Origin of the sequence: Nostoc sp. PCC 7107, from assembly GCF_000316625.1 — a bacterium.
Classification (GTDB): Bacteria; Cyanobacteriota; Cyanobacteriia; order Cyanobacteriales; family Nostocaceae; genus Nostoc_B.
This window is the reverse complement of record NC_019676.1, coordinates 1,550,412-1,576,833: the sequence shown is the minus strand read 5'-3', so window position 1 is coordinate 1,576,833 and position 26,422 is coordinate 1,550,412. Positions and strand designations below refer to the sequence as shown.

The 26,422-nt window shown below is 38.9% G+C and carries 21 protein-coding genes and 1 other RNA gene; 6 read left to right on the top strand and 16 right to left on the bottom strand.

Annotated elements, in window-relative coordinates; translation table 11 throughout:
- Positions 1-3: 3 nt before the first annotated feature.
- The 4 genes from NOS7107_RS06755 to ssrA form a co-directional block, all read right to left on the bottom strand.
- A complete protein-coding gene (locus NOS7107_RS06755) occupies positions 4-471 on the bottom strand; it encodes a hypothetical protein (RefSeq protein ID WP_015112232.1) in 468 nt (155 codons plus the stop codon).
- Positions 472-868: 397 nt separating this feature from the next.
- The gene (locus tag NOS7107_RS06750) at positions 869-1,423 is read right to left on the bottom strand and encodes a DUF2996 domain-containing protein (RefSeq protein WP_015112231.1); all 555 of its coding nucleotides are present in this window, start codon (positions 1,421-1,423) and stop codon (positions 869-871) included.
- 269 nt (positions 1,424-1,692) lie between these two features.
- A complete protein-coding gene (locus NOS7107_RS06745; protein WP_015112230.1) occupies positions 1,693-2,730 on the bottom strand; it encodes a low specificity L-threonine aldolase in 1,038 nt (345 codons plus the stop codon).
- Positions 2,731-2,899: 169 nt separating this feature from the next.
- Positions 2,900-3,289: a transfer-messenger RNA gene (ssrA, locus tag NOS7107_RS27670) on the bottom strand.
- A 177-nt stretch (positions 3,290-3,466) separates the two neighbouring features.
- Here ssrA and NOS7107_RS06740 point away from each other — a divergent pair.
- A complete protein-coding gene (locus NOS7107_RS06740; RefSeq protein ID WP_015112229.1) occupies positions 3,467-4,060 on the top strand; it encodes a MarC family protein in 594 nt (197 codons plus the stop codon).
- A 472-nt stretch (positions 4,061-4,532) separates the two neighbouring features.
- Positions 4,533-5,336: an SDR family oxidoreductase gene (locus NOS7107_RS06735; protein ID WP_015112228.1), complete on the top strand. Its 804-nt coding sequence runs from the start codon at positions 4,533-4,535 to the stop codon at positions 5,334-5,336.
- A 7-nt stretch (positions 5,337-5,343) separates the two neighbouring features.
- Here the strand turns inward: NOS7107_RS06735 and hetI are convergent, their stop codons facing one another.
- The 6 genes from hetI to yidD all read right to left on the bottom strand — a co-directional run bounded on the left by hetI (position 5,344) and on the right by yidD (position 11,307).
- Positions 5,344-6,075 carry a 4'-phosphopantetheinyl transferase HetI gene (hetI, locus tag NOS7107_RS06730; RefSeq protein ID WP_015112227.1) on the bottom strand — a complete coding sequence of 244 codons (732 nt, stop codon included), beginning with the start codon at positions 6,073-6,075 and terminating at the stop codon, positions 5,344-5,346.
- 43 nt (positions 6,076-6,118) lie between these two features.
- Entirely contained in the window at positions 6,119-6,511 is a 393-nt protein-coding gene (locus tag NOS7107_RS06725; RefSeq protein ID WP_015112226.1) for a carboxymuconolactone decarboxylase family protein, read from the bottom strand.
- 199 nt (positions 6,512-6,710) lie between these two features.
- A complete protein-coding gene (locus tag NOS7107_RS06720) occupies positions 6,711-7,925 on the bottom strand; it encodes a hypothetical protein (protein ID WP_015112225.1) in 1,215 nt (404 codons plus the stop codon).
- 57 nt (positions 7,926-7,982) lie between these two features.
- Positions 7,983-8,711 carry a hypothetical protein gene (locus NOS7107_RS06715; protein ID WP_015112224.1) on the bottom strand — a complete coding sequence of 243 codons (729 nt, stop codon included), beginning with the start codon at positions 8,709-8,711 and terminating at the stop codon, positions 7,983-7,985.
- 889 nt (positions 8,712-9,600) lie between these two features.
- Positions 9,601-10,617: a sulfate/molybdate ABC transporter ATP-binding protein gene (locus tag NOS7107_RS06710; RefSeq protein WP_015112223.1), complete on the bottom strand. Its 1,017-nt coding sequence runs from the start codon at positions 10,615-10,617 to the stop codon at positions 9,601-9,603.
- A 183-nt stretch (positions 10,618-10,800) separates the two neighbouring features.
- Positions 10,801-11,307 carry a membrane protein insertion efficiency factor YidD gene (gene yidD / locus NOS7107_RS06705; protein WP_015112222.1) on the bottom strand — a complete coding sequence of 169 codons (507 nt, stop codon included), beginning with the start codon at positions 11,305-11,307 and terminating at the stop codon, positions 10,801-10,803.
- Between the two features lie 196 nt (positions 11,308-11,503).
- Between yidD and chlP the strand changes: the two genes are divergently transcribed.
- Positions 11,504-12,724, top strand: coding sequence for a geranylgeranyl reductase (chlP, locus tag NOS7107_RS06700; RefSeq protein ID WP_015112221.1), 1,221 nt, complete (start codon positions 11,504-11,506; stop codon positions 12,722-12,724).
- Between the two features lie 440 nt (positions 12,725-13,164).
- On the opposite strand, the gene NOS7107_RS06695 is transcribed toward chlP, so the two are convergent.
- Entirely contained in the window at positions 13,165-13,908 is a 744-nt protein-coding gene (locus NOS7107_RS06695) for a response regulator transcription factor (RefSeq protein WP_015112220.1), read from the bottom strand.
- Between the two features lie 154 nt (positions 13,909-14,062).
- On the opposite strand from NOS7107_RS06695, the gene NOS7107_RS06690 reads away from it, so the two are divergent.
- Positions 14,063-15,130, top strand: a complete 1,068-nt coding sequence (locus NOS7107_RS06690) for a YheT family hydrolase (protein WP_015112219.1) — start codon at positions 14,063-14,065, stop codon at positions 15,128-15,130.
- Between the two features lie 188 nt (positions 15,131-15,318).
- On the opposite strand, the gene NOS7107_RS06685 is transcribed toward NOS7107_RS06690, so the two are convergent.
- On the bottom strand, positions 15,319-15,921 hold the full coding sequence (locus NOS7107_RS06685) for a PEP-CTERM sorting domain-containing protein (RefSeq protein WP_253274519.1): 603 nt from the start codon (positions 15,919-15,921) through the stop codon (positions 15,319-15,321).
- 633 nt (positions 15,922-16,554) lie between these two features.
- Between NOS7107_RS06685 and NOS7107_RS06680 the strand changes: the two genes are divergently transcribed.
- Positions 16,555-17,865 (top strand): alkaline phosphatase PhoX, encoded by a 1,311-nt coding sequence (locus tag NOS7107_RS06680; protein WP_015112217.1) that lies wholly within the window; start codon positions 16,555-16,557, stop codon positions 17,863-17,865.
- Between the two features lie 370 nt (positions 17,866-18,235).
- Here NOS7107_RS06680 and patD read toward each other — a convergent pair whose 3' ends face one another.
- Positions 18,236-18,595 (bottom strand): heterocyst frequency control protein PatD, encoded by a 360-nt coding sequence (patD, locus tag NOS7107_RS06675; protein ID WP_015112216.1) that lies wholly within the window; start codon positions 18,593-18,595, stop codon positions 18,236-18,238.
- A 286-nt stretch (positions 18,596-18,881) separates the two neighbouring features.
- Here patD and NOS7107_RS06670 point away from each other — a divergent pair, with 286 nt between their 5' ends.
- Positions 18,882-21,152, top strand: a complete 2,271-nt coding sequence (locus NOS7107_RS06670) for a bifunctional (p)ppGpp synthetase/guanosine-3',5'-bis(diphosphate) 3'-pyrophosphohydrolase (protein ID WP_015112215.1) — start codon at positions 18,882-18,884, stop codon at positions 21,150-21,152.
- A gap of 159 nt (positions 21,153-21,311) precedes the next feature.
- On the opposite strand, the gene NOS7107_RS06665 is transcribed toward NOS7107_RS06670, so the two are convergent.
- From NOS7107_RS06665 to NOS7107_RS06655, 3 genes are all read right to left on the bottom strand, one after another.
- Complete coding sequence (locus NOS7107_RS06665; RefSeq protein WP_015112214.1) at positions 21,312-23,447, bottom strand: group 1 glycosyl transferase; 2,136 nt, start codon at positions 23,445-23,447, stop codon at positions 21,312-21,314.
- A 171-nt stretch (positions 23,448-23,618) separates the two neighbouring features.
- Entirely contained in the window at positions 23,619-25,967 is a 2,349-nt protein-coding gene (locus tag NOS7107_RS29825) for a methyltransferase domain-containing protein (protein WP_015112213.1), read from the bottom strand.
- A gap of 53 nt (positions 25,968-26,020) precedes the next feature.
- The gene (locus NOS7107_RS06655) at positions 26,021-26,407 is read right to left on the bottom strand and encodes a M48 family metallopeptidase (RefSeq protein WP_015112212.1); all 387 of its coding nucleotides are present in this window, start codon (positions 26,405-26,407) and stop codon (positions 26,021-26,023) included.
- Positions 26,408-26,422: the final 15 nt, after the last annotated feature.

Here is a 26,422-nt window from a genome sequence, read left to right as displayed (position 1 = left end):
TAACTATGGGCAGCCTACCACATTAACTTCATAATTCATTTTGTAAGATCCATAATCAAGTGGTTGCAACGGTGTAATTATAGAATTCGCAACAGAAACTGTTTTCTGCCCTTGGTATTTTGTAGTAGCTTCAACAAATTTTACAGTCACTAGATTACTAAAACAGGAATTAAGAGTAAGTGGTAATTCTTGTCCTGGAGCAATTGCTATTGGCCCCAGAGTTTGTCCAGTTTCTTGAACATTGATATATACTTGACCAGGTTTAGTACTAAAATTCTTTATAGATTTTAAGCGCAAGTAACTGCTTGTAGGGAGTGCTAAGACTATGGGTGGTTGCATACCAATTTTGGATAGAACACCCATTTGTTCGGTAATTAAAGCTAAGGCATCATTTCCAGGAACAAGCATTGTTATAGTTAGAGTGACTACCAAAAATAATTTCCATAGCCGATTTTTCCAAACTTGAAACATATCAATAACTCCTAATTAACAGCAATGAATTTAGCCTATCAGTCATAAAATAATGTGCTAATTACCATAATTTTGGCAGCTACACTATCCATGAAATTTAGAGTATTTTATCTGACTCTATTTCACTGATTTTATCTAGAACTGAGGCTTGAATTTATACTACTTCCAAATCAGGCTATTTGCTGGTTAAATTTTGTATTTTTTTTAAATAAAAATAATTTAAAATCTGTTGCACTTCTCATAGTGTTAGTAGCCAAAACGAGATTAAAAAAATCGCAGGAGGCAAGAGGAAAGCTAAAATCAGTTTCTTTCTCTTACTTCCTGAGATGTGTTTCCTTTGGCAAAACAAAGGATTACTTTGTAACAATAGTTTACGGAGTTATTCTTTGTAGAATATCTAATTTCTACCTAACCATTTTTGACTGTTCAAACGCCGTACTAAACCAAATACCAACAAGTCAAGGGTGGTTTTGCGTTCGTCAATTAAGAATGACTCAAGAGTGCTGGTTTTTTTGCCTTCGTTGCAGGAAAATCCTTTTTGCCCTTGAATATCTTCATCGGGGAAATAAACGTTAAATTGACGCTGACCATTTTGCCAACTGCCGATAACTTGCCAGTATTCTTCGTCTGCTGGTAAGCCAGCGATGGGTAGTTTTTGTTTGGCAAAAGATAATTGTAAATCTTTTACGCCTTCCTCCGCGATCGCCTTTTGCAAAGCTGGTAAGTACTCCTGCTGGATAAACTCTGGAAATGGTTTATCTTCAACGGCTGGAGCTTTCTCTTTTTTGGCGGCTTTAGCGGCGGGTTTTTCTGCTCCATCTGCGGGTTGAGCAGCGTTAGGGTTAACTTTGGAGTTGGCTGCTTTGGGGTCTGGTGTGTTGGCAGTAGGTAAATCTGTGGCTACTGGTTCGCTGGTGCTGGGAACTTGATTGTGATTGGTTTCATCTGCCATTGCTCAGGTCAATCCTTTATCTAGCTTTCAGAGCGATCGCTCACCTTTCTGTACTAATTTATCTTGATTTTGACATATAAGAGCTAGTTGATAGTCAAGAGTTAATAGTCCATAGTCAAAAGTCAATGGATTCTAGTTAAAAAGCTTATATTTCTGAAGAAAAGGTTTGTATTACTGAGTATTACTTGTACAAGTATTTTGTATTCTGGCTGCTGCACTGGTCAAGATTAGTAGAAAAAGCCTTTTTAATTGTGCCTTGCTGTATTAGTTTAAGCGATCGCTGCCTGAATATCTCTCACTAACTCATCCATTCTTGTTTTAGTTGTATTCCAAGAACACATAAAACGCACTCCGCCGACACCGATAAATGTATAAAATTGCCAATTCTTATCTTTTAACTTTTGAATAGCCTGCTCTGGCAATTTGACAAATACAGCATTAGCTTCCCGTGTAAACATGATTTCTACACCATCTATTTGTAATAGTTGATTTTCTAAATATTCTGCACACTGGTTTGCATGGCGGGCATTTTTGAGCCATGCACCTGTTTCCAACAAACCCAACCAAGGGGCAGAAATAAACCGCATTTTAGAAGCTAATTGTCCTGCTTGCTTGCAGCGATAATCAAAATCTTCGGCTAAGGCTTTATTAAAAAACAGAATTGCTTCTCCTAAAGCCATCCCATTTTTTGTCCCGCAAAAACACAACACATCCACACCACTTTTCCAGGTTATTTCTGCGGGTGTTTTATTCATCGCCGCCACAGCATTTGCAAACCGAGCGCCATCCATGTGAATTTTTAATTTATATTTTTGAGCAACTTCTTTAATCTCCAAAAGTTCGGCAATAGAATATACAGTGCCTAATTCTGTTGATTGGGTAATACTAATAACTTTAGGTTTAGGATAATGAATATCTTGACGCTTGGTGACAATGGCTTCTATGCTTTGCGCTGTTAACTTGCCATTTTCTCCTGGAGCTAATAGCAGTTTAGAACCGTTAGAAGCAAATTCTGGCGCACCACATTCATCTGTTTCTATATGCGCCGTCTCATGACAAATCACACTATGATAAGACTGACATAATGCTGCTAAAGATAAAGAATTTGCGGCTGTACCATTAAAGGTAAAAAATACCTCACAATTAATTTCAAATAGTTCTCGAAAATAGTCGGAAACTTTTTGCGTCCATTCATCATTACCGTATGCCGGCGCACTGCCAAGGTTTGCTTGCAGCATATATTCTAGTGCTTCTGGACAAATACCGGAGTAATTATCACTAGCAAATTGTTCGGCATTCATACTCATATTATTTTGAATAATAAATTACTGCATTCATCAATGGGAAATTATCTGAATTTTAGTTTGAACTACTATAACAGTCTTCAATTAGGGACAAACAATTTACTCCTTATTCTCTATCTCAATAAAACAAAATCCACCTGAACAATTGTTTGGTGGATTAGTTGGTTATTTTTAGTGGATCCGAGCAGAGTCGAACTGCTGTCCAAATTGGGTATTGACCCCCCGCTCATTCACAGGTTTAGCCTTTCTGACCCTCAAGGCGGGAATCGTTCATTATCCCGAACGTAGGATGCTCTGATTTAATCTTAGCTAACAAGCCAACCAGAGAACGCTTGTTAGAGCATCCGTTGGGGGTTGGTCTCTAATCCTTAACGGAGTCAAACTAGAGACGCTCGAACCTATAAGAGGCGTTTTAGGCAGCTACTAGAGCTTCCCGACGAGCAAATTTAACGATGTTATTCGCATTTACTTTTTTTTCGAGCCTTGATTTGCGAGAGGAGACTCACTCTCGACCTGAATCACAGAGTAGCGTTCGCCAACCTGTCGAAACCGTTACGGACCCAAGCGGTTTATATTCCTATTATAATTCCTAGTGAGAAAAATGTGTTACAAGATGACAAAGAAATATTAAAAGCTGATTTTAGGCGATCGCTTTTCATGGCAATATTCCTATGGATGTTAGAAAACAGAGCCAAATTCAAGGTAAGTTGTTATCGAACCTTGATAAACTCGCGCTACTGTGGATACCTCCGTTTTTGTGCAAACATTCATTGCGGTATTTGTTTTGGCAGATGCTGTCGGCAATGTACCAATAGTGTTAGCTTTAACCAAAGGCATGACACCAGAAGATAGAAATAAAGTGATTGATAAAGGAAGTGTTGTAGCGATCGCAGTTCTGTTGTTATTTGCCTTTGCTGGTCAATATATTTTAAGTTATCTCGAAGTCAGTATGGCATCTTTGCAGGTAGCTGGCGGGTTATTGCTATTGTTAATCGCCTTACAAATGCTGCGAGGAGAACTAGATACACCCATTCAAGAAGCAGGACGGGATGTGGCAATTACACCCCTGGCTTTGCCATTATTAGCCGGGCCAGGTACGCTGACGACAGTGATGTTATTAATGTCAAAATCCCAGAGTCCCCATTTGGGTGTAGTACTGGGTATTGTGGTGGCGATGTTAGTCACTTGGTTAATTTTGCGCTTGGCGAACCAGATTGATAAATTTATTGGGGTTGAGGGTACGGTAATTGTGACGCAGCTATTCGGTTTTTTATTAGCAGCGTTAGCAGTAGAAATTGGCAGTACAGGAATTAAAGAGTTGTTTCTACACTAAGAAATATTGTGAATTTGCTGGCAAGAAATAGTTCTGAGCTTTGAGCAAGAAGTGATGATTTATCGTATTTGATGGTATCAATCTATATCTGCGTTGCCAAGATAACGAGGGATATCAGATTTTATAGATAAAGGTTCATATCTGACATATCAATTAGATAGTTGAATATAAGATAGAAATTGTTCAGCATGAAAGTTTATTTATCCTATGTGAGTAACTACTTACTTATCTATAAAAAATAAAAGTTAAGTACTACTCATTTTGCAGAAATTTAGGAATAAATATCCTAATGACTAATCGACATGGCTGCATTGCTTTAAATTCTAACTCCAGCATCATCAAAGTATCTGATAATTTTAGACCCCATAAATCGCCTAGATACTTATTCGTCAAGGTTATTTAATTGTGATTAATAGATAACCGCTGTAACTTCATGAAAAATTAATCCAGTTGAATTCACCAATTTTCTAATATGAACACAATACACCAAGCAGAGAGCAAAAAAACTGCTCTCATTACTGGGGCTGCGAGTGGAATTGGGTATGAATTAGCCTGCATTTTTGCTCGTAACAATTATAATCTGGTATTAGTAGATAGAAATGCAGCTAAACTTACAGAAATTTCGGCAAAATTTCAACAAGAATCGTCTATTCTTGTCAAAGAGATTGTCAAAGATTTAGCTGTATCAACAGCACCAGAAGAAATTTTTAGAGAGTTACAACAAGCCAATATTCAAGTTAATGTACTAGTCAATAATGCTGGCTTTGGTACTTATGGATTATTCCGTGACACCAACTTGAATGCTGAACTAGAAATGCTCCAAGTTAATTTAGTATGTCTGACACATTTAACTAAATTATTCCTCAAAGATATGATTAAACAAGGAGAAGGCAAAATATTAAATGTAGCATCAGCTGCTGCTTTTCAACCAGGGCCTTTGATGGCAGTTTACTTTGCTACCAAAGCTTATGTATTATCTTTTTCGGAAGCGATCGCTAATGAATTAGAAGGTACAGGTGTAAGTGTGACAGTGCTGTGTCCAGGTACAACAGCATCAGCTTTTCATGAAAGAACTGGGATGGCTGATTCCAAGCTGGTGAAGCGTCAGAAAATGATGGATGCTGAAACTGTAGCCCAAATTGGTTATGATGCCTTAATGAAAGGCAAAACCTTGGTGATTCCTGGTTTGATGAATAAATTTCTCGCTAAGATTGTCAGATTCGTCCCAAGAAAGCTAGTCCCCAAAATTGTCAGAAGTATGCAGGAAGATAAATAATCATTAATTAAAAAATAGTAGTGAATTGCCAACACTGGAGATCCCAACCAGAACCTGCCACAGCCACAGCCGCACAATAATTCTCAGCAGGAGTAAACTCTACAAGACTCCAGTCTGCGGATGTGAGTAATTTAGCTTGTTGTGTAGGTGTGAGAGATATTTCCACTTGTTCTAACTGCGAGATTCCATCACCTGTGGCTTTTAAATAAGCTTCCTTGCAAGTCCAATAGCGGAAAAATACTGCTTGTTGTTGATCAGCAGGAAGCGATCGCACTAAATCATATTCTCGTGGTAAAAAGAACCTTTGAGCAAGAGCTTCTAAATCAGATACAGAACGCACATACTCTAAGTCAATACCAATTTTGCGTGTGTAATTCACAGCACACAAAGCCAAATCCTGAGAATGTGACAAGTTAAACAATAAACCACTAGTGGCTAAAGTATCTGCCAACATGGGTTTACCACGAGGTTCATAATCAAATCGTACTTGTTGCGGCTCGATATTTAAATAAAGGCTCAGTATACTTCTCAAGCTACCGCGGCCTGCAATAAAACGTTGACGATGTTCTGGAAAACGGAATCTGTTAGCACGAGCTAGTTCATCACTAGATAAAGTTGCAGCGAAAAAATCTAGCTGTGAATCGGCTACATCCAAGTCAATTCGCCAGATATGAACTTCATTTGCTAATAAATTTACATTGCTTGGTGCAGGTAGCCATAGATAATTCAAACTAGTCATTTGAGGTATACATAGTCACAAGGTTTTTCAACTCAACTCCTTGTTATAACTTGAATTGTTCATCTACCGGAATTTTATAACCATTAGCCAAGCGATTAGTCATGTTTGCCGTGCCAATAATCGCCATTAGTTCCCCAAACATCTCATCGTTCATCCCCTTAGCACGGGCGGCGGCAGTGTGAGAAGATATACAGTAATCACAATTATTTGTGACGCTCACAGCAATATAAATCAACTCCCGTACCAGCGGATCAAGTTCACCAGGACTAGTCATCACTTCCTTGATTGCTTGCCAAGTGCGTTGCAAAGTCGGAGGATGATTAGCTAAAGCTTTCCAAAAATTATTGATATAGTCTGTCTGGCGTGTTGCCCGAATATCATCATAGACTGCTCTTACTTCGTCGCTGGCTTCTGCGTATTCAATTAGCTTGGTCATAATAATTTAACTATTTTCAGTTTTGTCCGTATACCAATTTTTTGATTTGGCATTTTGGCACACTCATATTAAAACGAATAGGTATTCTATGGAAGTGGGATATTTTTAGGTGAAAAGTACTAAATTAAATTATCCCTCGGCAAGCTACCGAGGGATTTTTATTAAAAGACAGCAATTTTGTCAAAGGTTTTAAAAAAAACTATTTCAAATAACTGCTGACCTTGGCAGAGCGTTTTTTATAACTGAGTATGCACAGTAAAGGTGTCAGTAATAGTATGGCAGCCAGGGTTGATGGTTCATCTACTCTTACTGGAGGTGTGGTTGGGGTTGTAGTTGGGGTTGGGGTTGTGGTTGGGGTTGGAGTAACTGGAACTGCTGGAACAGGAGGAGTTGTGACTGCGGACGAAGAACCACCATCTCCACCCAGTAGGAATAACAAGAATAAAAGTGCAGGACTGAGATATAAAGGGTTAAAAGCACTCCCAGCTAAAGTGCCAACGTCTAAAGCAATAGCCGTATCAGCTTCTAGGAAGAATGACTCTGGCTCTAATAAAGCTATGTTGGGGCTGAGTTCTTCACCAACTATTGGTATACCTTCAATATTGTCTAAATCTTTTGGTGTGCCAAGGGGTACACGTCCATAGTCACCAGCTGTTGTAGAGGCCGATGAATATGGGAAGGAAACTATTCTTAAGATGCTCTCTTGTAATTCCTGATCATTTCCCGCCTTCAGCGCATTTAACCCACGCGAGAGGTTATTCAAATAAAACTGTGTCATGTCAGGCGGCAAATCTAAAGTACGGATCTGCTGTTCCAGGTTCGGAATTTTAGATACCTCAACTAATAGTTCCCGTCCAAAAGAATATTTAAAATCCAATAACCCTTGTCGAGGACTCAGAGAGTTATCGCCTCTAGAGATTGGCGACCAAGAAAAGTTTTTAGTAACTGCTCCTAAACCAGCAACTGGACGGTTACTTACAGATTGACCCAAAACGTATTGATAACCATCCACAACTGATGGAGATTGCTTTTTCCAAAACGAGGCAAAAGGAATTTCTGGAAGTCTTTCATTGTTGCCGTAAAAAGCAGCGAAATTCTGGTAATTTTGCTGTCCCCCAGCGGCTCGAATTACTAACTCGTAGTAACTAGCGCCACCATTCACTGCTAATAATTGTTGTAGAACTGTTCCAGTTTTATTACAGCTACTACCACTACCTACAATACAATTAGGGATAACAATGGCATCACTGAGATTACGGTTTTGCAGCTGATACTGAAGATACTCTCGCTCCAGTCCTCTTTGCACTTTATTCTGTCCGACGTTTAGCTGTGCGTTAGCTGGCTGGCAAACAGACAATACTACTGCCAAAGACGTTAACGAAATTCCTATGCTTTTGACAGTTGATTTCAACAAGATACATCTCCTGATCAATAAACGAAATACTACTCACACGCAATTAAACAATCAGCATTATTTTTGCTTAGGTTTGATATTCTTCCCTAGAGAAGTTGGTTTTTCACTCTTGCTTGAGTTGGCATTGACTTTATCAGATATTTGAATGTTGAGGGTAATTGCTGTACCTTTGAGTTCTCCTGTGTTAGTACCTGCACCTGTACCAAGGGTGTGGTAGAGAACTAAAGCACGGTTGGGTTGGTCAAACAGAAACCCACGTCGGGAAGCAGCGATTTTTCCTTCTTTGACGAGAGATATAAAGGATTCTAAATATCTACGTATACTTTGGCGATTTTCTGGATCGCCATCTAAATGATGCTCTATGAGCTTCATGAAAAATTCTAGGGTGCGGTTGTCTTGACCTTCAATCAAGGTACCACCGTCTAAAAAAGAACTGCCAATTAACTTGCCATTTTGCGCTTGAACTTTAAATAAGGTATAGTAACGTCCTTCTTTTTTAGGATCGTTGACATAACATACCCAGGAACCATCTTTGCTCTGAGTAAACCCTTCTTGGGCAAGGTATGAAAATAAGGAATTACTCGTTTTGGCTTGTGGTGGTGGTAATAAATCTTCAACAGGATCTAAAGAGCAAATCCGCTGTGTTGTTATTGCTTGGGGATCTGTAGGAGTCTCTTTTGCGTAGGCAGGGAGCAAATTATTTTTAAAAGTTGTCGCACTACATATTGTGGCAAACGCAAGCAATTGCAGCGTAAATGACCCAGATAAACATGGAATTATCTTCATTTTTTTACCTTTTATTTTTTCCGTGGTGTAAATAATAGGGATTTTTAATAGATATAGGTTGAGATCTTAAATCATAGAGCTAAAGTAGGTTTTATTTATTTGAATTTTTAGCGGTTTCTACGGGGTTTACTTGTAGCAATTGATAAGATTTCATGAAGCTGTACAAGGGGGATATTTTTCTGGGTGCTTTCTTTGCAGAATTTAACTAATTTTTGATAAATGTATAAATTATCTTCACCTGCAAATTACTTGAAATAAGCTCTACTGACAAAAAACGTTTAAATCCTTTACTGACAGGAAAAGAAGCTAATATCTAAGCAATGATTTTTGAGATTTTACTTTCTTAGGCTTTTTGTAATTGAAGAAATGGTTATTAATGCCACTTGTGTCTGTGATTTTATTCAACAAAAAATTTTAATATTTACAACTTAACGTTTTTTATTGTCATAATAGTTACATTGCTTTATGCGTAAAATATCAAGCTGATGTTTTTGTTTTCCCTGGTAAGTAAGAATTATAGATATTTGGGGTACGGCAACCTTGTGTAATTCTTTAGTCATACTTTTATTTAAGTAGTCAAAAGTCATGCCCTATTATTTAAACAAAAATTCTACCATTGGGCAGAGGGCATTTATGCTTAATTGTATGTAAATTTCAAAAATTGAACACTAGAAATTGAAGTTTAGAGACTTTTTTCTCTAAATGTTAGGAAAATATTAAGAAAATAAGTATATACTTATTTATTTGTAAAGAAAAATAAATAATAACTTTAAGATATGTATCTTCTCTGTTCAGTACATCTGGGGAGCAAAGAACAACTAAACCAAAAATAAAGTAAGGATGAAGGCTTAAAGTACTTCATCCTTGCTGATTGCCTAAGTCGTTAATACTAGATTGAGTAATATACCGGAAAAGACTTGGCATCTTTGGGTTTTACGTAAACCCGTTGTTGTGGTTCTAATTCCAATTCGTTGAAGCGATCGCGTGTAAGATGGGCTGTCACTACTTGTCCATCATCTAAAGTTAATTCTACCTGGATTTCCCAACCTAGATGGATTAATCGACTGACTTTTGCCGATGCTGTCGTACCGTTGGCTTGCGTTTCAATAATCACATCTTGGGGACGCAAAAATACTTCTGGGTGTGGTGCGTCAAATCCGGCGCTTTGGAAAATTCTAGAAGAACTAGGCAAGACATTCACTGGGCCGATAAAACTCATCACAAATGCTGAGGCGGGATTGTCGTAAATATCTGCTGGTGTGCCTATTTGTTCTATGCGTCCTTTGTTCATCACGACAACTTCATCGGAAACTTCCATTGCTTCTTCTTGATCGTGGGTGACGAAAACAGTGGTAACATGAACTTCATCATGGAGGCGGCGTAACCATGCTCGTAAATCTTTACGGACTTTGGCATCTAGAGCGCCGAAAGGTTCATCCAGTAATAATACTTCTGGTTCTACAGCTAAGGATCTGGCTAGAGCTACTCGTTGCCTTTGACCGCCAGATAGTTGTGAAGGATAGCGATCGCCTAGCCCCCCTAATTGTACTAACTCTAGTAACTGTTCTACCCGTCCTTTAATTTTCTTGTCTGGTGCTTTGCGAATTTCTAACCCAAAAGCGATGTTTTGCCGCACAGTCATGTGCTTAAACAGAGCATAGTGCTGAAATACAAACCCAATATTTCGCTCTTGCACACTTTGATAGGTAGAATCCTTCCCTGTAAGAAAGATTCTGCCACTATCTGGCGTTTCTAACCCGGCAATTAGCCTGAGTAAAGTAGATTTACCCGATCCTGATGGCCCCAGTAACGCTACTAGTGAACCACTCTTAACAGTTAGATCAACCTGATCAACCGCTTTGAAACTCCCGAAGTTTTTGGATACACTCTCAACTACTATACCCACCGCCGCTATACCTCTGCTATTAAAACTACGGCATGTTGCTAGATTTACCGTGCTATACTTATAGCATATACAGATTTTTTACTCAAATACTTGTGAGCTAAATTTAAATTTAAATAATTAAAATTAATCTATAGTTTTAGACAAATAATTTGAAGCTAATTTCCAGGCAAAATATTTAATTTATTAGCTACCACAACTACCGCAATCAAGAAAGCTACAATCAGCACCACTGCAATCTAGAGCGTGACAATGGGAGAAATCGCAATCGGGTAAGACATTGACCAAATCAGCACAATCGCAACTTAAATCTGCACAATTTATGCAGTTAGTACCATCATCATTGCTATAAATTGTATTTGAAGATTGCTGATTCTTACGTCTATGTTCTGTTTTAGGTGGCTGTATATTTGCTTCATCTTCTGATTCTGTGGGTTCGGAATTATGTGATTGCCCGCGCAAAATTAAGTTAGCTTGTTTGCAAGCATGAAATCGTGCGCGTGACTTGATGAACGCCATCCTTAAACCTTCTTGAGCAATCACGCGCTTGATGTATTGAGAACAGGATTCGCCTCCATATAAAATCCTATGGGCGCAAACAAAGCCTTTGTGAGGGGAAATATGCTTTTGGTATCCCGTAATAGCATTAATACTAACTCGTCTACTGAGAGAGTCTAGTGAGGAAATCTGCATAAATGAGGAGTTGGAGTAGAGATTAAAAAACAGTATTCCCAATTCCTACTCAACATTTTTTAATTTCAGACTTTTCTTTTGTATCGGAATATTAAGGAATATTGCATTTCTGTCAAAACTGAGGGGTAGAGCGCCAAATCAGCCAAAAGACCGTGGTACGATGCTTTCGGTAAATGTCAAGATTGGGAGAAGACCTTTGACACTACGGGTTGCTGTTGTGGGGTCAGGCCCTGCTGGTTCATCTGCCGCCGAAACACTGGCTGCATCTGGGATTGAAACCTACTTGTTTGAGCGGAAGCTAGACAATGCCAAGCCCTGTGGGGGAGCTATCCCTCTATGTATGGTGGGTGAATTTGACCTACCACCAGAGATTATTGATCGCCGGGTGCGGAAGATGAAAATGATTTCGCCTTCCAATCGTGAGGTTGATATTAATCTGGTAAATGAAGAAGAATATATAGGAATGTGCCGCCGCGAAGTTTTAGATAGCTTTTTGCGGAATCGCGCGGCAAAATTAGGTGCAAATTTAATTAACGCCACTGTTCATAAAGTCGATATACCCACAAATAATACCGACCCTTATACAATTCATTACGTTGACCATGCTGATGGTAGCGTGCAGGGTGTTGGTAAAACCCTGAAAGTTGATTTAATCATTGGGGCGGATGGGGCAAATTCCCGCATTGCTAAAGAAATGGATGCCGGGGATTATAATTATGCGATCGCATTCCAAGAGCGAATTCGCTTACCCGAAGACAAAATGGCGTTCTACAACGACTTAGCCGAAATGTATGTCGGCGATGACGTTTCCACCGACTTTTATGCTTGGGTATTCCCTAAATATGACCACGTAGCCGTCGGTACTGGCACAATGCACGTCAATAAAGCCAGTATCAAACAGTTACAAGCTGGCATTCGCGCCCGTGCTGCCAAGAAACTAGAAGGCGGTAAAATCATCAAAGTTGAAGCGCACCCCATTCCTGAACATCCCCGTCCTCGTCGCGTCGTTGGTCGCATTGCCTTAGTCGGAGATGCTGCTGGCTACGTTACCAAATCTTCTGGTGAAGGAATTTACTTTGCTGCTAAATCTGGAAGAATGTGTGCTGAAGCCATTGTGGAAACTTCCAACAACGGTAGCCGCATTCCTACAGAAAATGACCTCAAAATATATATCAAGCGTTGGGATAAGAAGTACGGACTCACCTACAAAGTGCTAGACATTTTGCAGAGTGTGTTTTATCGTTCTGATGCTACTCGTGAAGCATTCGTTGAAATGTGTGGTGACATGGATGTACAGAAGCTGACATTCGATAGCTATCTGTACAAAACAGTTGTCCCCGCTAACCCCATTACCCAACTAAAAATTACTGCCAAAACCATTGGTAGTTTAATTCGCGGTAACGCTCTTGCTCCCTAAAAGCAGCAATAATCAATCAATACAGCAGAGGAGATGAGGAGCAGATAGTTTTATCATGGATTTGCTTCTCTGCTCCTCTGTAATTTTGCTTGGCAAAATAAGAATCTTAGTACGACAAGCCATTACAAATTAGCTGACCTACGGTTGAATTTAAATATTAAAATTGATTGGCACTCTCTCAAAATTACTTCCAGAGAATGCCAATTTTTTATGGAGTACAACGCTATTTTGACTCGTAGCGGTATGAGCGCCGTACTACTAAGACAGTAGCATTCGCCTACTAAGCATCACCCTCCACAAAAGGATGTCTATTGGAAGGTAGCTTTTTGTAGAGTCAAGCAGGCGAAAGTAGAGTTTTCCTTGGTAAGACCACTAAACCTCATTCCCCACAACATAATGGATTAAGTAAATTTAGGGTTGAGGTCAAGGAATATAGCGGGTTACTCAACAGCTGATGCAGAAGCCCCCTCAGCTGATGGAGGGACACTGGGTAATTCTAGACAATATCCTGCACCGTATACCGTCTTGATGTAGCGAGGGTGGCGGGGATCTGGTTCAAGTTTAGTCCTTAAATGACGAATATGGACTCGGATAGTTTCAATATCATCATCAGGATCGTAACCCCAAACTTCCCGCAGAATTTCGCTAGGCGAAACTGTCTGTCCGTGACGTTGCAGCAAACAGTGCAGTAACTCAAATTCCAGGTGAGTCAGTTTCACAGTTTCATTGAACCATATCGCCTCAAACCTTTCGGGAACGAGAGTTAATGGCCCATAATTGAGAATTTCGCTGTGCTTGGCGGCTTGGGGAATGCGGTCAGTCCGCCGCAATAAAGCCCTTACCCGCGCCAGCATTTCTTCTACTTCAAAGGGCTTTGTCAGATAGTCGTCTGCGCCAGCGTTGAATCCTTCCACTTTATCTTGAGTTTGACTTAAGGCAGTCAACATCAATACGGGAATTTCCGCAGTCCGTTCATCCCGACGTAGGCGTTGGCAAACAGTAAATCCATCTACTCTCGGCAGCATTAAATCAAGCATAATCAGGTCTGGTTGTAGCTGGAGAGCTAACGCTTGACCTTTGATACCATCTTCAGCTTGGCTGACATCATAGCCAGCCATTTCTAAATTGACGGCAACAAGCTCGGAAATTGCTGGGTCATCGTCTATGACTAGAATCCTCGGCATTCTTAAAAAATTATTGCTACTTATTAAGGAAAAATAAGAATCTTTGGTCGATACAAAGAATTCTGTCTTGATTATAAAAAAGATTTTAAATCTAACATAAATATTAAAACTAAATGATGAAAAATCAAAACCTAAGATACACGAAATTTAGAAAATGATGTGTTACCCGCCCTACAATCCAGCTAAGTTCCTGCAAAATGGTGTAGCCATGACTGTTTACACCGCTTTTTGGGGAAAACGTTACTGGGAAAGCACCTCTTGTGATCCAGAGCCGCCCTATCATAAAACAATATTTCTAGGTGGGCAAGGTGTGCCTATTTTTAGCTGGGTGGCAATTCCCGAAAATGCTCGCGGTACGATTATTGCCACTTATGGAATTACGGGCGAGCTAGAGCAGGAATGGTCGTTGAGGTTACTAGGACGCAAAGCTTACGCTCAAGGTTACGCTGTCGTTTTGTTTGATTGGCGCGCCCACGGTAAAACAGCCCAATTGTCACCTACTTTAACCTCTGATGGGTTGTACGAGGGTGAAGATTTTGTCCGTTTAGCAGCAGCAGCAGCGGCGATGGGATGTCCCAGTAAATTTTGGTTTATGGGGTTTTCTTTAGGGGGACAGTTAGCGCTGTGGGGGTTAAAAGCAGCTGCGGAGTTAACGCAAGATCATGAAAATCTTGGTATCAAATACAGCGACATTGGTGGTGGCGCAGTTATTTGTCCAAGTTTGGATTCTTTGCGATCGCTCACCTACCTCACAAAAGACCGATTTGGTAGAATCATTGAAGCTAGTATTGTCCGTGAGTTAAAAAAACTCGCTTGGCGAATTCATGATACTCATCCGGGAACTATTGACCCCAAAGCCATAGAACGGACAAATACCATTTGGGATTTTGACCACGAACTGGTAATTGAAAGACTAGGTTTTCCTAGTGTTGAAGCATACTACAAAGCCAGTAGCGCTCTCCAATTGTTACCAAAACTTACCAAACCAACCTTGATTGTCTACGCTGCGGATGATCCTTTATTTCATCCAGATATCATCCCTGAATTAGAAGCCGCCTGTAACCAAAATTCTGCCATAGATTTGCTACTTACCCGTTATGGAGGTCATGTCGGCTATTTAAGTAGCAAAGATTGTCAGTATCAAGCCCAAGACCCTGACCCTTGGTGGGCTTGGAATCGGATTTTACAATGGCTAGAACAGCAATGTTCTGACCTTGTTTAGTTGCCTTGCCATTATCTTTCTTCTAGTTTAAAGTGCGATCGCCCGGAAAATTCCAATGGTAAAATTCCGAAGTTCTCTAGCAAAGAGAACTTCAGAATTTTTAGTTAGGAAATACCTGGGAAATGAACGGTAAAATATTTGTCAATTACGGTTTTAATCAAGCTTGCATCAACTATTCAGCTTGCTGTTTAGATAGATGCTGGCTTTTTCTTGAAGAATCGGCTCAAAGAACCTGCTACTAACAAGCCTAAAATTGCGCTAGGTTCAGGAACTGCTGTTGCTGTTAACTGACCACCAACATCTAACCGACAATTGGGGAATGTACTACAGACTTCTGGTGAAAGATCATCCTTCAAAAATATCGTAGCGTTTGGCAATCCTTGCTCAGGATTAACGTAAGTATAAAAAGATAGTCCTGTAACTTCCGTAGCAAAGTCAATTCCCAAGTCAAACCCGTTGGCTGTATCAAAGTTATCTGTTTGCAGAACAGTACGAGAAACGGTATCAAAATTAAAATTAAAACTGCTATTGGGATTGGGAAAATTGTAGTCGAAACTTTGCAGTAAACTTCCTGTGGGGTCAAAAAAGGCAATAGTGAAATCACTTAGCTCATTTCTAGTGATAACGCCGCCTAAGAAACTGTCGTCAAATGAAAAGTTACCTCTAGCAGAATAACCTTGTCCTCCCAGCCAAGATAAATCATAAGAAGCCGCTTCCGCTTGGGGAATGTTGATGACAGTAGCTAAAGAAGTGACAGCCGCCACAGCTACGGTAGCTTTAAATTGGGTCAAAAATCTGTTCATTTTACTTGGTTAATGAGTGAAATATTAGGTAGATAAAAGCCACACAAAACTTCAACTAGATGGCTTGGCATCTAGTTATTGTGATAATAATTGAGGTTGTTTGCTGCTTAGTAATACCTAAAACATTCTGGTGAAATTTTATCATTAGATTCAATTTCATTTGGATGTTTAATAATTATTTTTTTAAAATACGCAAAAGACTTTGATATTTCATTGAAAAGATATTCTTAGATTATTTAAACTATATTTAATCTTAGCTTAACCATATTTTGTACAGCTAAAAATAAGTCAATTTGTAGCGATCGCTATTCCCTAAAACTCTTATTATATAAGCATGTACATTAAACTAATATTTAATCAATCGAATATTTGTAACTGTTATTTTATTTGTAGTATTTTCTGCCATATCACTATTTGATTTAAAATTTTGCCAATTTCTTTTTGTCATTTATATAGATATTTTATATAAACTTTTTGCTGTGTGGATGCTCTTTCAGAACGCCATTAGCAGCATTTATAGATATATTATGGCGATTTTTTATAACTATGTTTTAAATAAACCATTACCTAAACTTAATCTATTTCCCATAACTTCTTCCAAGCATTTACATTAGTAATCAAATGCAATTATCAAGACGTAAATTCTTTACATTAGCTGGGGCAAGTGCCGCTGGTACTTTATTAGCATCCCCTTTAGAAGCTCTTTATGCTAGACAAGCCAATGGCCAACCTATTTTCGGCACAGGTTATGGTGCGCTTGTTCCTGATCCCAATGGTTTGTTAGATTTACCACCGGGATTTCAATACCGCACTTTCTCCCGTACAGGCGAATCCATGAACGATGGTACTTTAGTGCCAAGTAATCATGATGGAATGGCTGCATTCCCAGGCCCCAGAAACACAGTTATCTTAGTTCGTAACCACGAACTAGGTACTGGTTTCACCGGTTCACGCACACAAGGGCCAAGACCTTATGATCCTATTGCCAGAGGTGGAACTACAACATTAGTCGTAGGTGCTAATCGCCAACTCATCAAACACTTTGTGTCTCTCAGCGGAACCATCCGTAACTGTGCAGGTGGTCTTACTCCTTGGGGTTCTTGGATTACCTGTGAAGAAGATGTCACTTTACCAAGTGCAACTAACGGAGTGACAAGACCACACGGTTACAACTTTGAAGTTCCAGCTAGTAATACCTCTGCGGTTAATCCAGAGCCTCTAGTTGCAATGGGAAGATTTAATCATGAAGCTGTGGCTGTAGACCCAAGAACTGGCATAGTCTATGAAACGGAAGATAGAGGAGATAGCCTTTTCTATCGTTTTATTCCCAAAGAACCCGGTAATTTAAAAGCTGGCGGTACTCTGCAAGCGTTGAAAATCGTCAATCAACCTAGAGTAAACACCTCAAACAGCGGTTTTGTCCGGGGTCAAAAATTGGGTGTGGAATGGGTGACTATCCCCAACCCCAACCCATTAGATGGGGACACTGTGCGATTACAAGGTCAAGAACTAGGTGCAGCTACCTTTGCTCGTGGGGAAGGTATCTGGTATGGTAACGGAGAATTTTATTTTTGCTGTACAAGTGGTGGTGCTGCGGGAGCAGGTCAAGTTTGGCGCTACATTCCACCAACTAACAGAACCCCTGAAACCCTTGATTTGTTTGTAGAGTCTACATCGAGAAGCGAACTTGATGCTCCTGATAATATAGTTGTTGCACCTTTTGGTGATCTTATTCTCTGCGAAGACGGAGGCGGCGAAAATTTCTTAAGAGGTGTGAATCCCCAAGGTGAAATCTATAATTTTGCCCGCAATGCCTTGAATGATAGTGAATTTGCTGGTGCTTGCTTCTCAGCAGATGGTAGAACCTTGTTCGTTAATATTCAAGCACCTGGGATTACTTTTGCTATTTGGGGCCCTTGGAGAAGAGCTTAGAATTGAAGACTTATTTATAACAGTAACCTTCCAGAGCTTTGATATTCTGGGAGTTTGACTGGAATAGGGTAAAAAATAATAAACCGGGTTTTTCATGGCTCATCAGCCGAGATTTGAGTCATCAAATCTGGAAAAATCCGGTTTATGTCTATTTGACTTACGCACGAGTTAGATAAAGTTGTAGACGCGATAGCATCTGGCCACAGGCTACCACAGAGACGTAGAGGCCACAGAGGAATAAGAAGTTAAGAGGTGTTTTGGATAAGTCCGATAAATTTCAGCATTAAATCTTCATAAACATAAAGACTCTATGTTGGTTACAGGATTGCTTTGATCCTGATTTATTTAACGGCAAAACTTCACAGCCAGACTAATATTCAGTAACTTCTGGTGTCTCTTGTTGCAGTATTGCATGGCAATATTGAATTAAGGTAGTGAGGCGATCGCTAATGGTTTGAAGTCTTGCTTGTGTTGTTGCAGCTTGCCGTGCGCCTTGCAAAAAGGTGACATCAATTTCCAATAAACGCAATTGTTTACTAATTTCTGTCCGAAAAGACTGTTCTTTTGAGTCTATCGTCGCTAAAGGTACAATCTCTTGTTGAAATAACTGCTGCAAATCAGCAACACGCTGTCGCAGTTGAGTTTTGTCAAGTTGCACAGATGAGATATCGGAACGTAACTGCACTAATAAATTTGCTAGTGCTTGAGATTTCTCACAATTTAAAGACATCTAGTGCCATTTAAGATAGTATTAATGACAAGAAATTTTTCTTCTACAGTATATCTTCTTGAACTATTATCACTATCATAAGCCTCAAATTCCCCTTTGAGGCTTTATTAGCCATCTATGGTTTGTCCAGATAATGCTTGTTGAAAGCTAAAATGGATGACTACCATAGACAATTGAGTCATCATCCTCACACTGCATTTACTACCCCCATGAGGGAAACAGGATCATCACCAGATTGATGCTGTTAATTTCGTCCATCTCTACTATCCCCCCGATCACCTCTTGTATGAGCGGCATAGCTATTAGTACTTCAATTGACGTTACACTTCCAGAATGGCTCAACAAATGTTTGCGAGAGTCATCACCAAGAAGTGACGAAGCAGAAGAAAGAAGGCAGAATGATGCTTCGTTAATTTGTCGAGCATTTACCTTTGCCTATCAACTCCATCATGGACAATTTCGCAAATCTGGAGAACCATATATTTGTCATCCCGTTGCCGTAGCTGGTTTGCTACGTGATTTAGGGGGTAGTCCTGCTATGATAGCAGCTGGATTTCTTCATGATGTAGTTGAAGATACAGATGTCACAATTGAAGAAATTGAAGAGCTATTTGGCTCAGAGGTGCGGCTATTAGTCGAAGGTGTAACTAAGCTTTCTAAGATTAATTTTAAAAGTAAAACCGAAAGCCAAGCCGAAAATTTCCGTCGCATGTTTTTGGCGATGGCGCAAGATATCAGAGTTATTGTCGTGAAGTTAGCAGATCGTTTGCATAATATGCGAACTCTGCAATATATGTCAGAAGACAGTCGCCGTCGCAGCGCCCAAGAAACACGAGATATCTTTGCACCTTTAGCCAACCGTCTAGGTATTTGGCATATTAAGTGGGAATTAGAAGATTTAGCATTTAAATATCTCGAACCGGAAGCTTTTCGCCAAATGCAGCAGCATGTTTCGGAAAAACGCACGGCGCGAGAAGAGAAATTAGCTAAAGCTACAGAAATTTTGCGGGAACGTTTGCCACACGCTGGAATACACTGCTTAGATATTAGCGGCCGTCCCAAGCATTTATATAGCATTTATCAAAAAATGCAGCGACAGCAAAAGGAATTTCATGAAATTTATGATTTAGCCGCGCTGCGAATTATTGTCCAAACCAATGAAGAATGCTATCGCGCTTTAGCTGTTGTTCATGATGCTTTTCGCCCGATTCCTGGCAGATTTAAGGACTATATCGGATTACCCAAGCCCAACCGTTATCAATCTTTGCATACTGGGGTCATTGGTCTGACTGGTCGTCCTTTAGAAATCCAAATTCGCACTTTGGAAATGCACCATATTGCTGAATATGGGATTGCAGCCCATTGGAAATATAAAGAAACAGGTGGTTCTAATAGTCAGTTCACAGCATCTGATGAAAAATTTACTTGGTTACGCCAGCTATTAGAATGGCAAAGTGACCTAAAAGATGCTCAAGAATATTTAGATAGTGTCAAAGATAACTTATTTGAAGACGATGTTTATGTCTTCACTCCCAAGGGCGATGTTGTATCTTTAAATCCTGGTTCTACCAGTATAGATTTTGCCTATCGCATTCATACAGAGGTGGGCAATCATTGTTCTGGCTCAAAGGTAAATGGTCGCATAGTACCTTTATCAACAAGGTTGCACAATGGCGATATTGTGGAAATTCTTACTCAAAAGAATAGTCATCCCAGTTTAGACTGGTTGAATTTTGCCAGGACTTCTACGGCAAAATATCGGATTAAACAATGGTATAAGCGATCGCGCCGGGAAGAAAACGTCTCTCGTGGACGAGACTTGTTAGAAAAAGAACTCGGTAAAACTGGGTTTGAGAGTTGGCTAAAATCAGACGCGATGCAGACTGTCTCGGAAAAGTGCAACTATCACAGCGTGGAAGATTTACTCGCCGGGTTGGGTTATGGCGAAATTACCTTGAATTTGGTACTCAATCGCTGGCGAGAAGTTGTCAAGGCACAGCAACCTGCCACAATGGTGATCCCGCCATTTGTCCCCAAAGAATCATCAGCCACAGCCAAAGCCTTACGAGAATTACCTCACAGTAGCTCCCGTGCCAGTGATTCGCCAATCGTAGGAGTGGAAGGTTTGGTATATCATCTGGCTGGGTGTTGTACGCCGATTCCTGGTGAATCGATTATTGGGGTAGTGACACGCGGACGAGGAATTTCTATTCATCGCCAAGGGTGTCATAACTTGGATAATGTTGAGTGCGATCGCCTAGTACCAGTAAAATGGAACTCTGCTGTAGAAACTAGTGCGCGTCCTCATACTTACCCCGTTAATATCCAAATTGAAGCTCTTGACCGTGTTGGCGTTTTAAAAGACGTTCTATCGCGCTTAAGCGACCAAGGAATCAACGTCCGCCATGCACAAGTCAAAACAGCTATTGGACAACCAGCATTAATAGACTTAGGTATAGATATACGCGATCGCTCCCAACTAGAACAAGTGTTTGTCCAAATTAAAAAAATGAGCGATGTTGTCAATATTCGGCGTGTGGGTCAGAACGAGGAGTAGGGGTTATTTTAGGTGACAGGTGACAGGCTAACTTTTATCAGCTACTAGTACAGGTCAGCGTAAATAAACCGACCATAAGGAATTGCTACAAGGCTTGTGATATAACTATTCTTTCTTTTTCCTTTTGACTTTTTACTTTTGCCTTGTTGTACTAGTGTCCTAAGACTTTGGCTGTTGTTCGACAATTTGTTGATAAAAATTTTCTAAACCTTTTACACAAGCCTGGTCATCAAATAGTAAATGATGATTCTGACTCATTTGTGCGGCAATATTGTTTCGCCAAGTTGAGTTTAGCCCTAATTTGACAGCGATATCAATATATTCTGCTTCATTTTGCGCGATGGTGTCGGTCACTCCCAGCATTTTGAGAAAGCTATCGGAGTGACGACCACGCATAAATTCTCCTGGACAAGTGACAACCGGGAGATTACAAGTGATCGCTTCTAAGGTAGTATTACCCCCAGACCATGTAAAAGTATCCAGATAAACATCTGCAAGCAAGTTAATCATCAAATAGTCTAAACGTTCTGGGATACTCAAAAATACACAGTAATCTTCACTATTCAAACCTATCCCAGCAAAGGCGCGTTTGAGACGCTGTTGAAGTAACGTTCCCCGCAAAAATACAAATTTAGCCAGCGGAACCCGACGCGCAATTTCCGCCAAAATAAAATCATATTGTGGTAAATATTTAAACGGTGCTTGGCAACATAAATAAATCACCGCATCATCTGCAAGTTGAAAATCTGAGCGCGTTTTGATAATTGGGGGAATATAAGGTTTGGGGTAAGATACACCAATATTTGGTAAGCGAATGAGTTTTTCAGAATAATGTGCTTGTGCATTTTCTGGTTCCATTAACTCACTCGATAAAAAATAATCAACTGTTGGTAAACCAGTTGTGACAGGATGTCCCCAGGCTACACATTGTACAGGTGCAAGCCGCAGTCCGGCAATTTGCATAGTTTGCGGGTTCATCCCAATTTCAGGAAACACTAAAATATGTAAATTATCAGCAATTATTTGTTCACAAACTCCTGGTAAATTATGAGGAATATGGTGAAAAACATCGCTATATTCCTGAAATTGTTCCGTTACTGGATCTGGTTCATTTCCTGTATAGTAACAGTAAATTTCAAAGAGTTGATGATTACAGTAGCGTAGCCAACCAGTTAACCATAATGTGCCACTGTAAGAATGTAAGAAATGGGAAACATAGCCAATGCGAATTCTTTGCTGTGGCTGGAGATTTGGTATGGATAAAGGTGCAACCCATTGAGGATAATTTGCAGCCATAATTTTATGGACTAATTGTCCATATTGACTTTGCAAATCTCGATCATTTTTAGCCTGATAGGATAAATAAAAGTTTGTCAGCCGACCTATACCAGCTAAGGCATTACTTTTTTCTTCTGGAGTATTTAGACTTGTTTGTGAAATTAAATCTTGTAATCCTTGAATATAGCGATTGCGATAAAAACTTATTTCATCTTCATGATCATAAATACTGGGAACTGTTAAATATTTCAGCAGTTTAAAAGTATAATCATCAGGTATCCATTGACAAGCATTCTCAGCACTAGCAATAGCCTCTTTTGTCAAGCCACTACGACGCAAGTCAATAATTAGTGAAAAATGTAGGCTACCTTCAGTAGGATATAATGCGATCGCCTGACGTAGTGTTGTGTAATGAGCCTCTATTTGCTGTAAATTTCTGTAGCAATTAATTAAATTCCCATAGATATCTAAACTATAGATTTGAAATTCTAGCAGTTTTTGATATTGTGCGATCGCCGCTTGCCATTGTCCTTTTTGGAATAACCTATTAGCCAAATCATAAATAAGTTTAACTATCGATATATTACAGAATTCATCTATTGTATATGCTGGAATATTATCGGCTGGAAAATAACTTAAATCCTCCTGATTTTTCTGATTTAAAATAATTTCTGCATGAATTTGTGAAGACATTATCTGCCAATATTCAGCGTTTAAACTGTCAATTAGAGAAATTTCACATCCTGTACTACTTATATCAGAATCATCTGACATCAAGAGATTCATCAATACGCCAGATAATACTAAATTAGCGATATCTTCAGTAACATTATTACTATCTATAATTAAATTTATCTGGTTATTATCAGGATGATGATTCACCGCTTGAATCACCATTTCTAAATTTGGACAAAGAGATTCTTCTGGCTGTGACCAATCAGGAAAGATAATTACATTGATATTACTTGTATTCAGATTATATGAATCATCTATTAATTCTTCTGCTGTAGTAATCAATGTATATTCTCCTGTTGTTCAAGATTATCTGGGCCGCTTTTTAAAATTAGAGTAATTATTAAATTATCGGATGTGTTAAAACAATGCGTAATGCACCACTAAATAAGGTGCGTTACGGCTAGTGATTATTTTTTAACTTGCAAATTTTTGCATAACCTTAACACACCCTAATTAACTATGTAAAACACAGAGTTGGTTAATAAAATTTTCTAGTTCGCAAGCTGGTAGTGATTCTAGTGATAGTTCTGCTAAAGCCGCTTTATCTTCATGTTCCAAAATAATTCGGCTACTGAGGCGAGGTAATAAAGCTTGCCACTGAATATCTGCTAAACTACCAACCAAAGAAATTTCTAATCCTTCGCTGATATCCAAATCTTCTTCCATCAGGAGATTCATTGTAATTCCAGAGAGTAAGAGTTCTACATCTTCAGCAGAGATGTTACTGGTGTTAATTAATAGAGTAGTTTTTTGTCTATCAGGATAAGTTGCGATCGCTTTAATTACAGATTCTAACTCTAAACCAAGCACATCTTCTGATTGCGACCAATCAGGAAAAATAATGAGATTAATTTCCTTAAGATTTAAAGATAGCAGACTAGCATTAATTAAAGCAGTACTGACTATATTTGCCATTTTTGACCAAGAAAATTTTCGTGCTTGTACTAAACCAGCCTCAATTAATGCTTGACGAATACTAGGTTTCTGCACATCACATAAAGCATTTGCTAGTCCATTTATATCATCATCATTCACATATATTACCGCCTCTCCTCCAACTTCAGGAATAGAAGCATTCGGACAAGTAATTACTGGACACCCACAAGCCATTGCTTCGATAATTGGCATTCCAAAACCTTCATACTTAGAAGGATAAACTAAAGCCACCGCAACAGAATAAGCCGTTGCTAACTCTTCATCACTAAGCTGCAACATATAAACATTACTACCCGAAGTACAATCTCTAAATTCAGGTGCTAATATCCCACCACTACCTGTACAAATAATATCAAATCCATAGCTACTAGCCAGTTGCGAAAATGCTTGAAAGAATAACATACTATTCTTGTAACCATTTCCCGTACCAACTAAAATAAAGTAAGGTTTTGTAATACCATACTTTGCTTTAAAAGCATTAACTTCCTCAAATTTTGCTGGAGAAAAAGGTTTTTTAACACCACAATGAGCTATAGTTACAGACTCTACAGGTATCTCCGGGAAACAGTTTGATAAATCATGCGCTGTATGCTCTGAAATTGCTATGTAAGCAGAAGCTTGCTTGATACCTTGATGTTTTACCTGCCACATGGGATTATCCATATTCCATCCCATAACTTCTGGAATCATATCATAAGCCATGAATACAGAAGGTGTTGTAGTCAGTGTTGTGTAATAAGAAGATATAAATAAATCTGCACCTATTTCATCACAGATTTGTTGAAGCATCTGTTTATCCGCATCAGTATTGCTGTAGTCATAATTAGAAATCTCCAAATACCTAACTCCAGAAATTTTAGGTGCAGTACCTCCACGGTCAAGGACAACAATATGTTTAGTAAATCCATTAGTCGCCCATTCTTCTAATAAAGATTTCCAGACACGCGCAATCCCAGTTTGGTAGAGTTGAAAAAATACACCGTCCACTAATATTATTGGATTATCTGCACTAGAATCACTATCTTCATCAGCCCTGATAAAATTATTATGATTTCTATTAATTAGTGAAATAACTGCTTTTGAGTAATCCTCCTGAAGTAGAGACTGTTTGTTGAATGGTTCTATGGGAGAATGACACAGAGTATTAAATAAATCTGGAGGTAAATTTTTTTCAGTTAATAGATGAAAAGATGCACCATCTGAGTACAAGTTTAAATTATACTTTTCTGCAATTTTTGATAAAGTCTTAGTAGTATATATAGAGATATGCTGTCCGTCATGCGGTGAATAATACCACCACTCATTAGGTTTAGGATTATTTTCAGGCAGAATTTCCGTACTAAATAAAATATTCTTAGAAATATTTAAAATATTTTCAATTTCTTCTATTGGATTGATAAAATGCTCAAATACTTCAAATGCCGTTACTAATTCATACGCACCATTATTTATTTCATCAAATTCAAAGCCTTTAGCAAATAGGTTAGTACAAAATTTATCATCCCAATAAAAATCAAATCCAAAGTCTCTCATCATTCTCACGAATAGACCATATCCACCGCCATAGTCTAAAAACTTTGCTTCATGGTCAAAGATGTTAAATAAGATATGAGCAGTTCTTCGTGATAAATTATTATTGCGGAATACTAAACCAATATCAGTACGAGTTATAGCATCCGAGTAAGCTTCATCTAACCAATAAGGTTCTTCTGTTTGTACAAATCCACAATCAGAACATTGAAAATAATCAACTTCATACTTACCTAATACAATACTTTTAGCAAAATGGTGTGAAGAAGATTCACATACTTTACATACAATAGGTAAATTACTAAATATATTGAACTGAGTAAATTTTTTTATCATATATTTCTCTCTCTAAAATAATTAGATTTTTTCTATAAAAGTGAGCATTATTTTTACTTACCTTGCTGCTTCTTAACATCTTCTAGAACAACTTTATAGTCTTGTCTATCAGGATGTAGTTGCACTAACTTTTCCATCAGCGCGATCGCACCTTTGGTATCCTTTAGATGTAGTCGAGCTATAGCTAGTTTTTCTAAAGCAACTTGGTTGTTTGGTTCCCTTTGCAAAACTAATTCATAACCATGTGCCTGTTGCTGTAAAGAAGACTCGATAGATACATTTTTTGTTTGAGGCCGCTGATGTGTTTGTTGTAACCCCGTAATCACCCCAAATACCGTAGAACCAACGAAAGATACTAAACCTACTATCGTTAAAATCCTTTTCTTCTGATCAATTTTCTTTTGTCGGGAAATAATATAATCATCTCCAGAGTTAGACATGTATCAATAATTGCT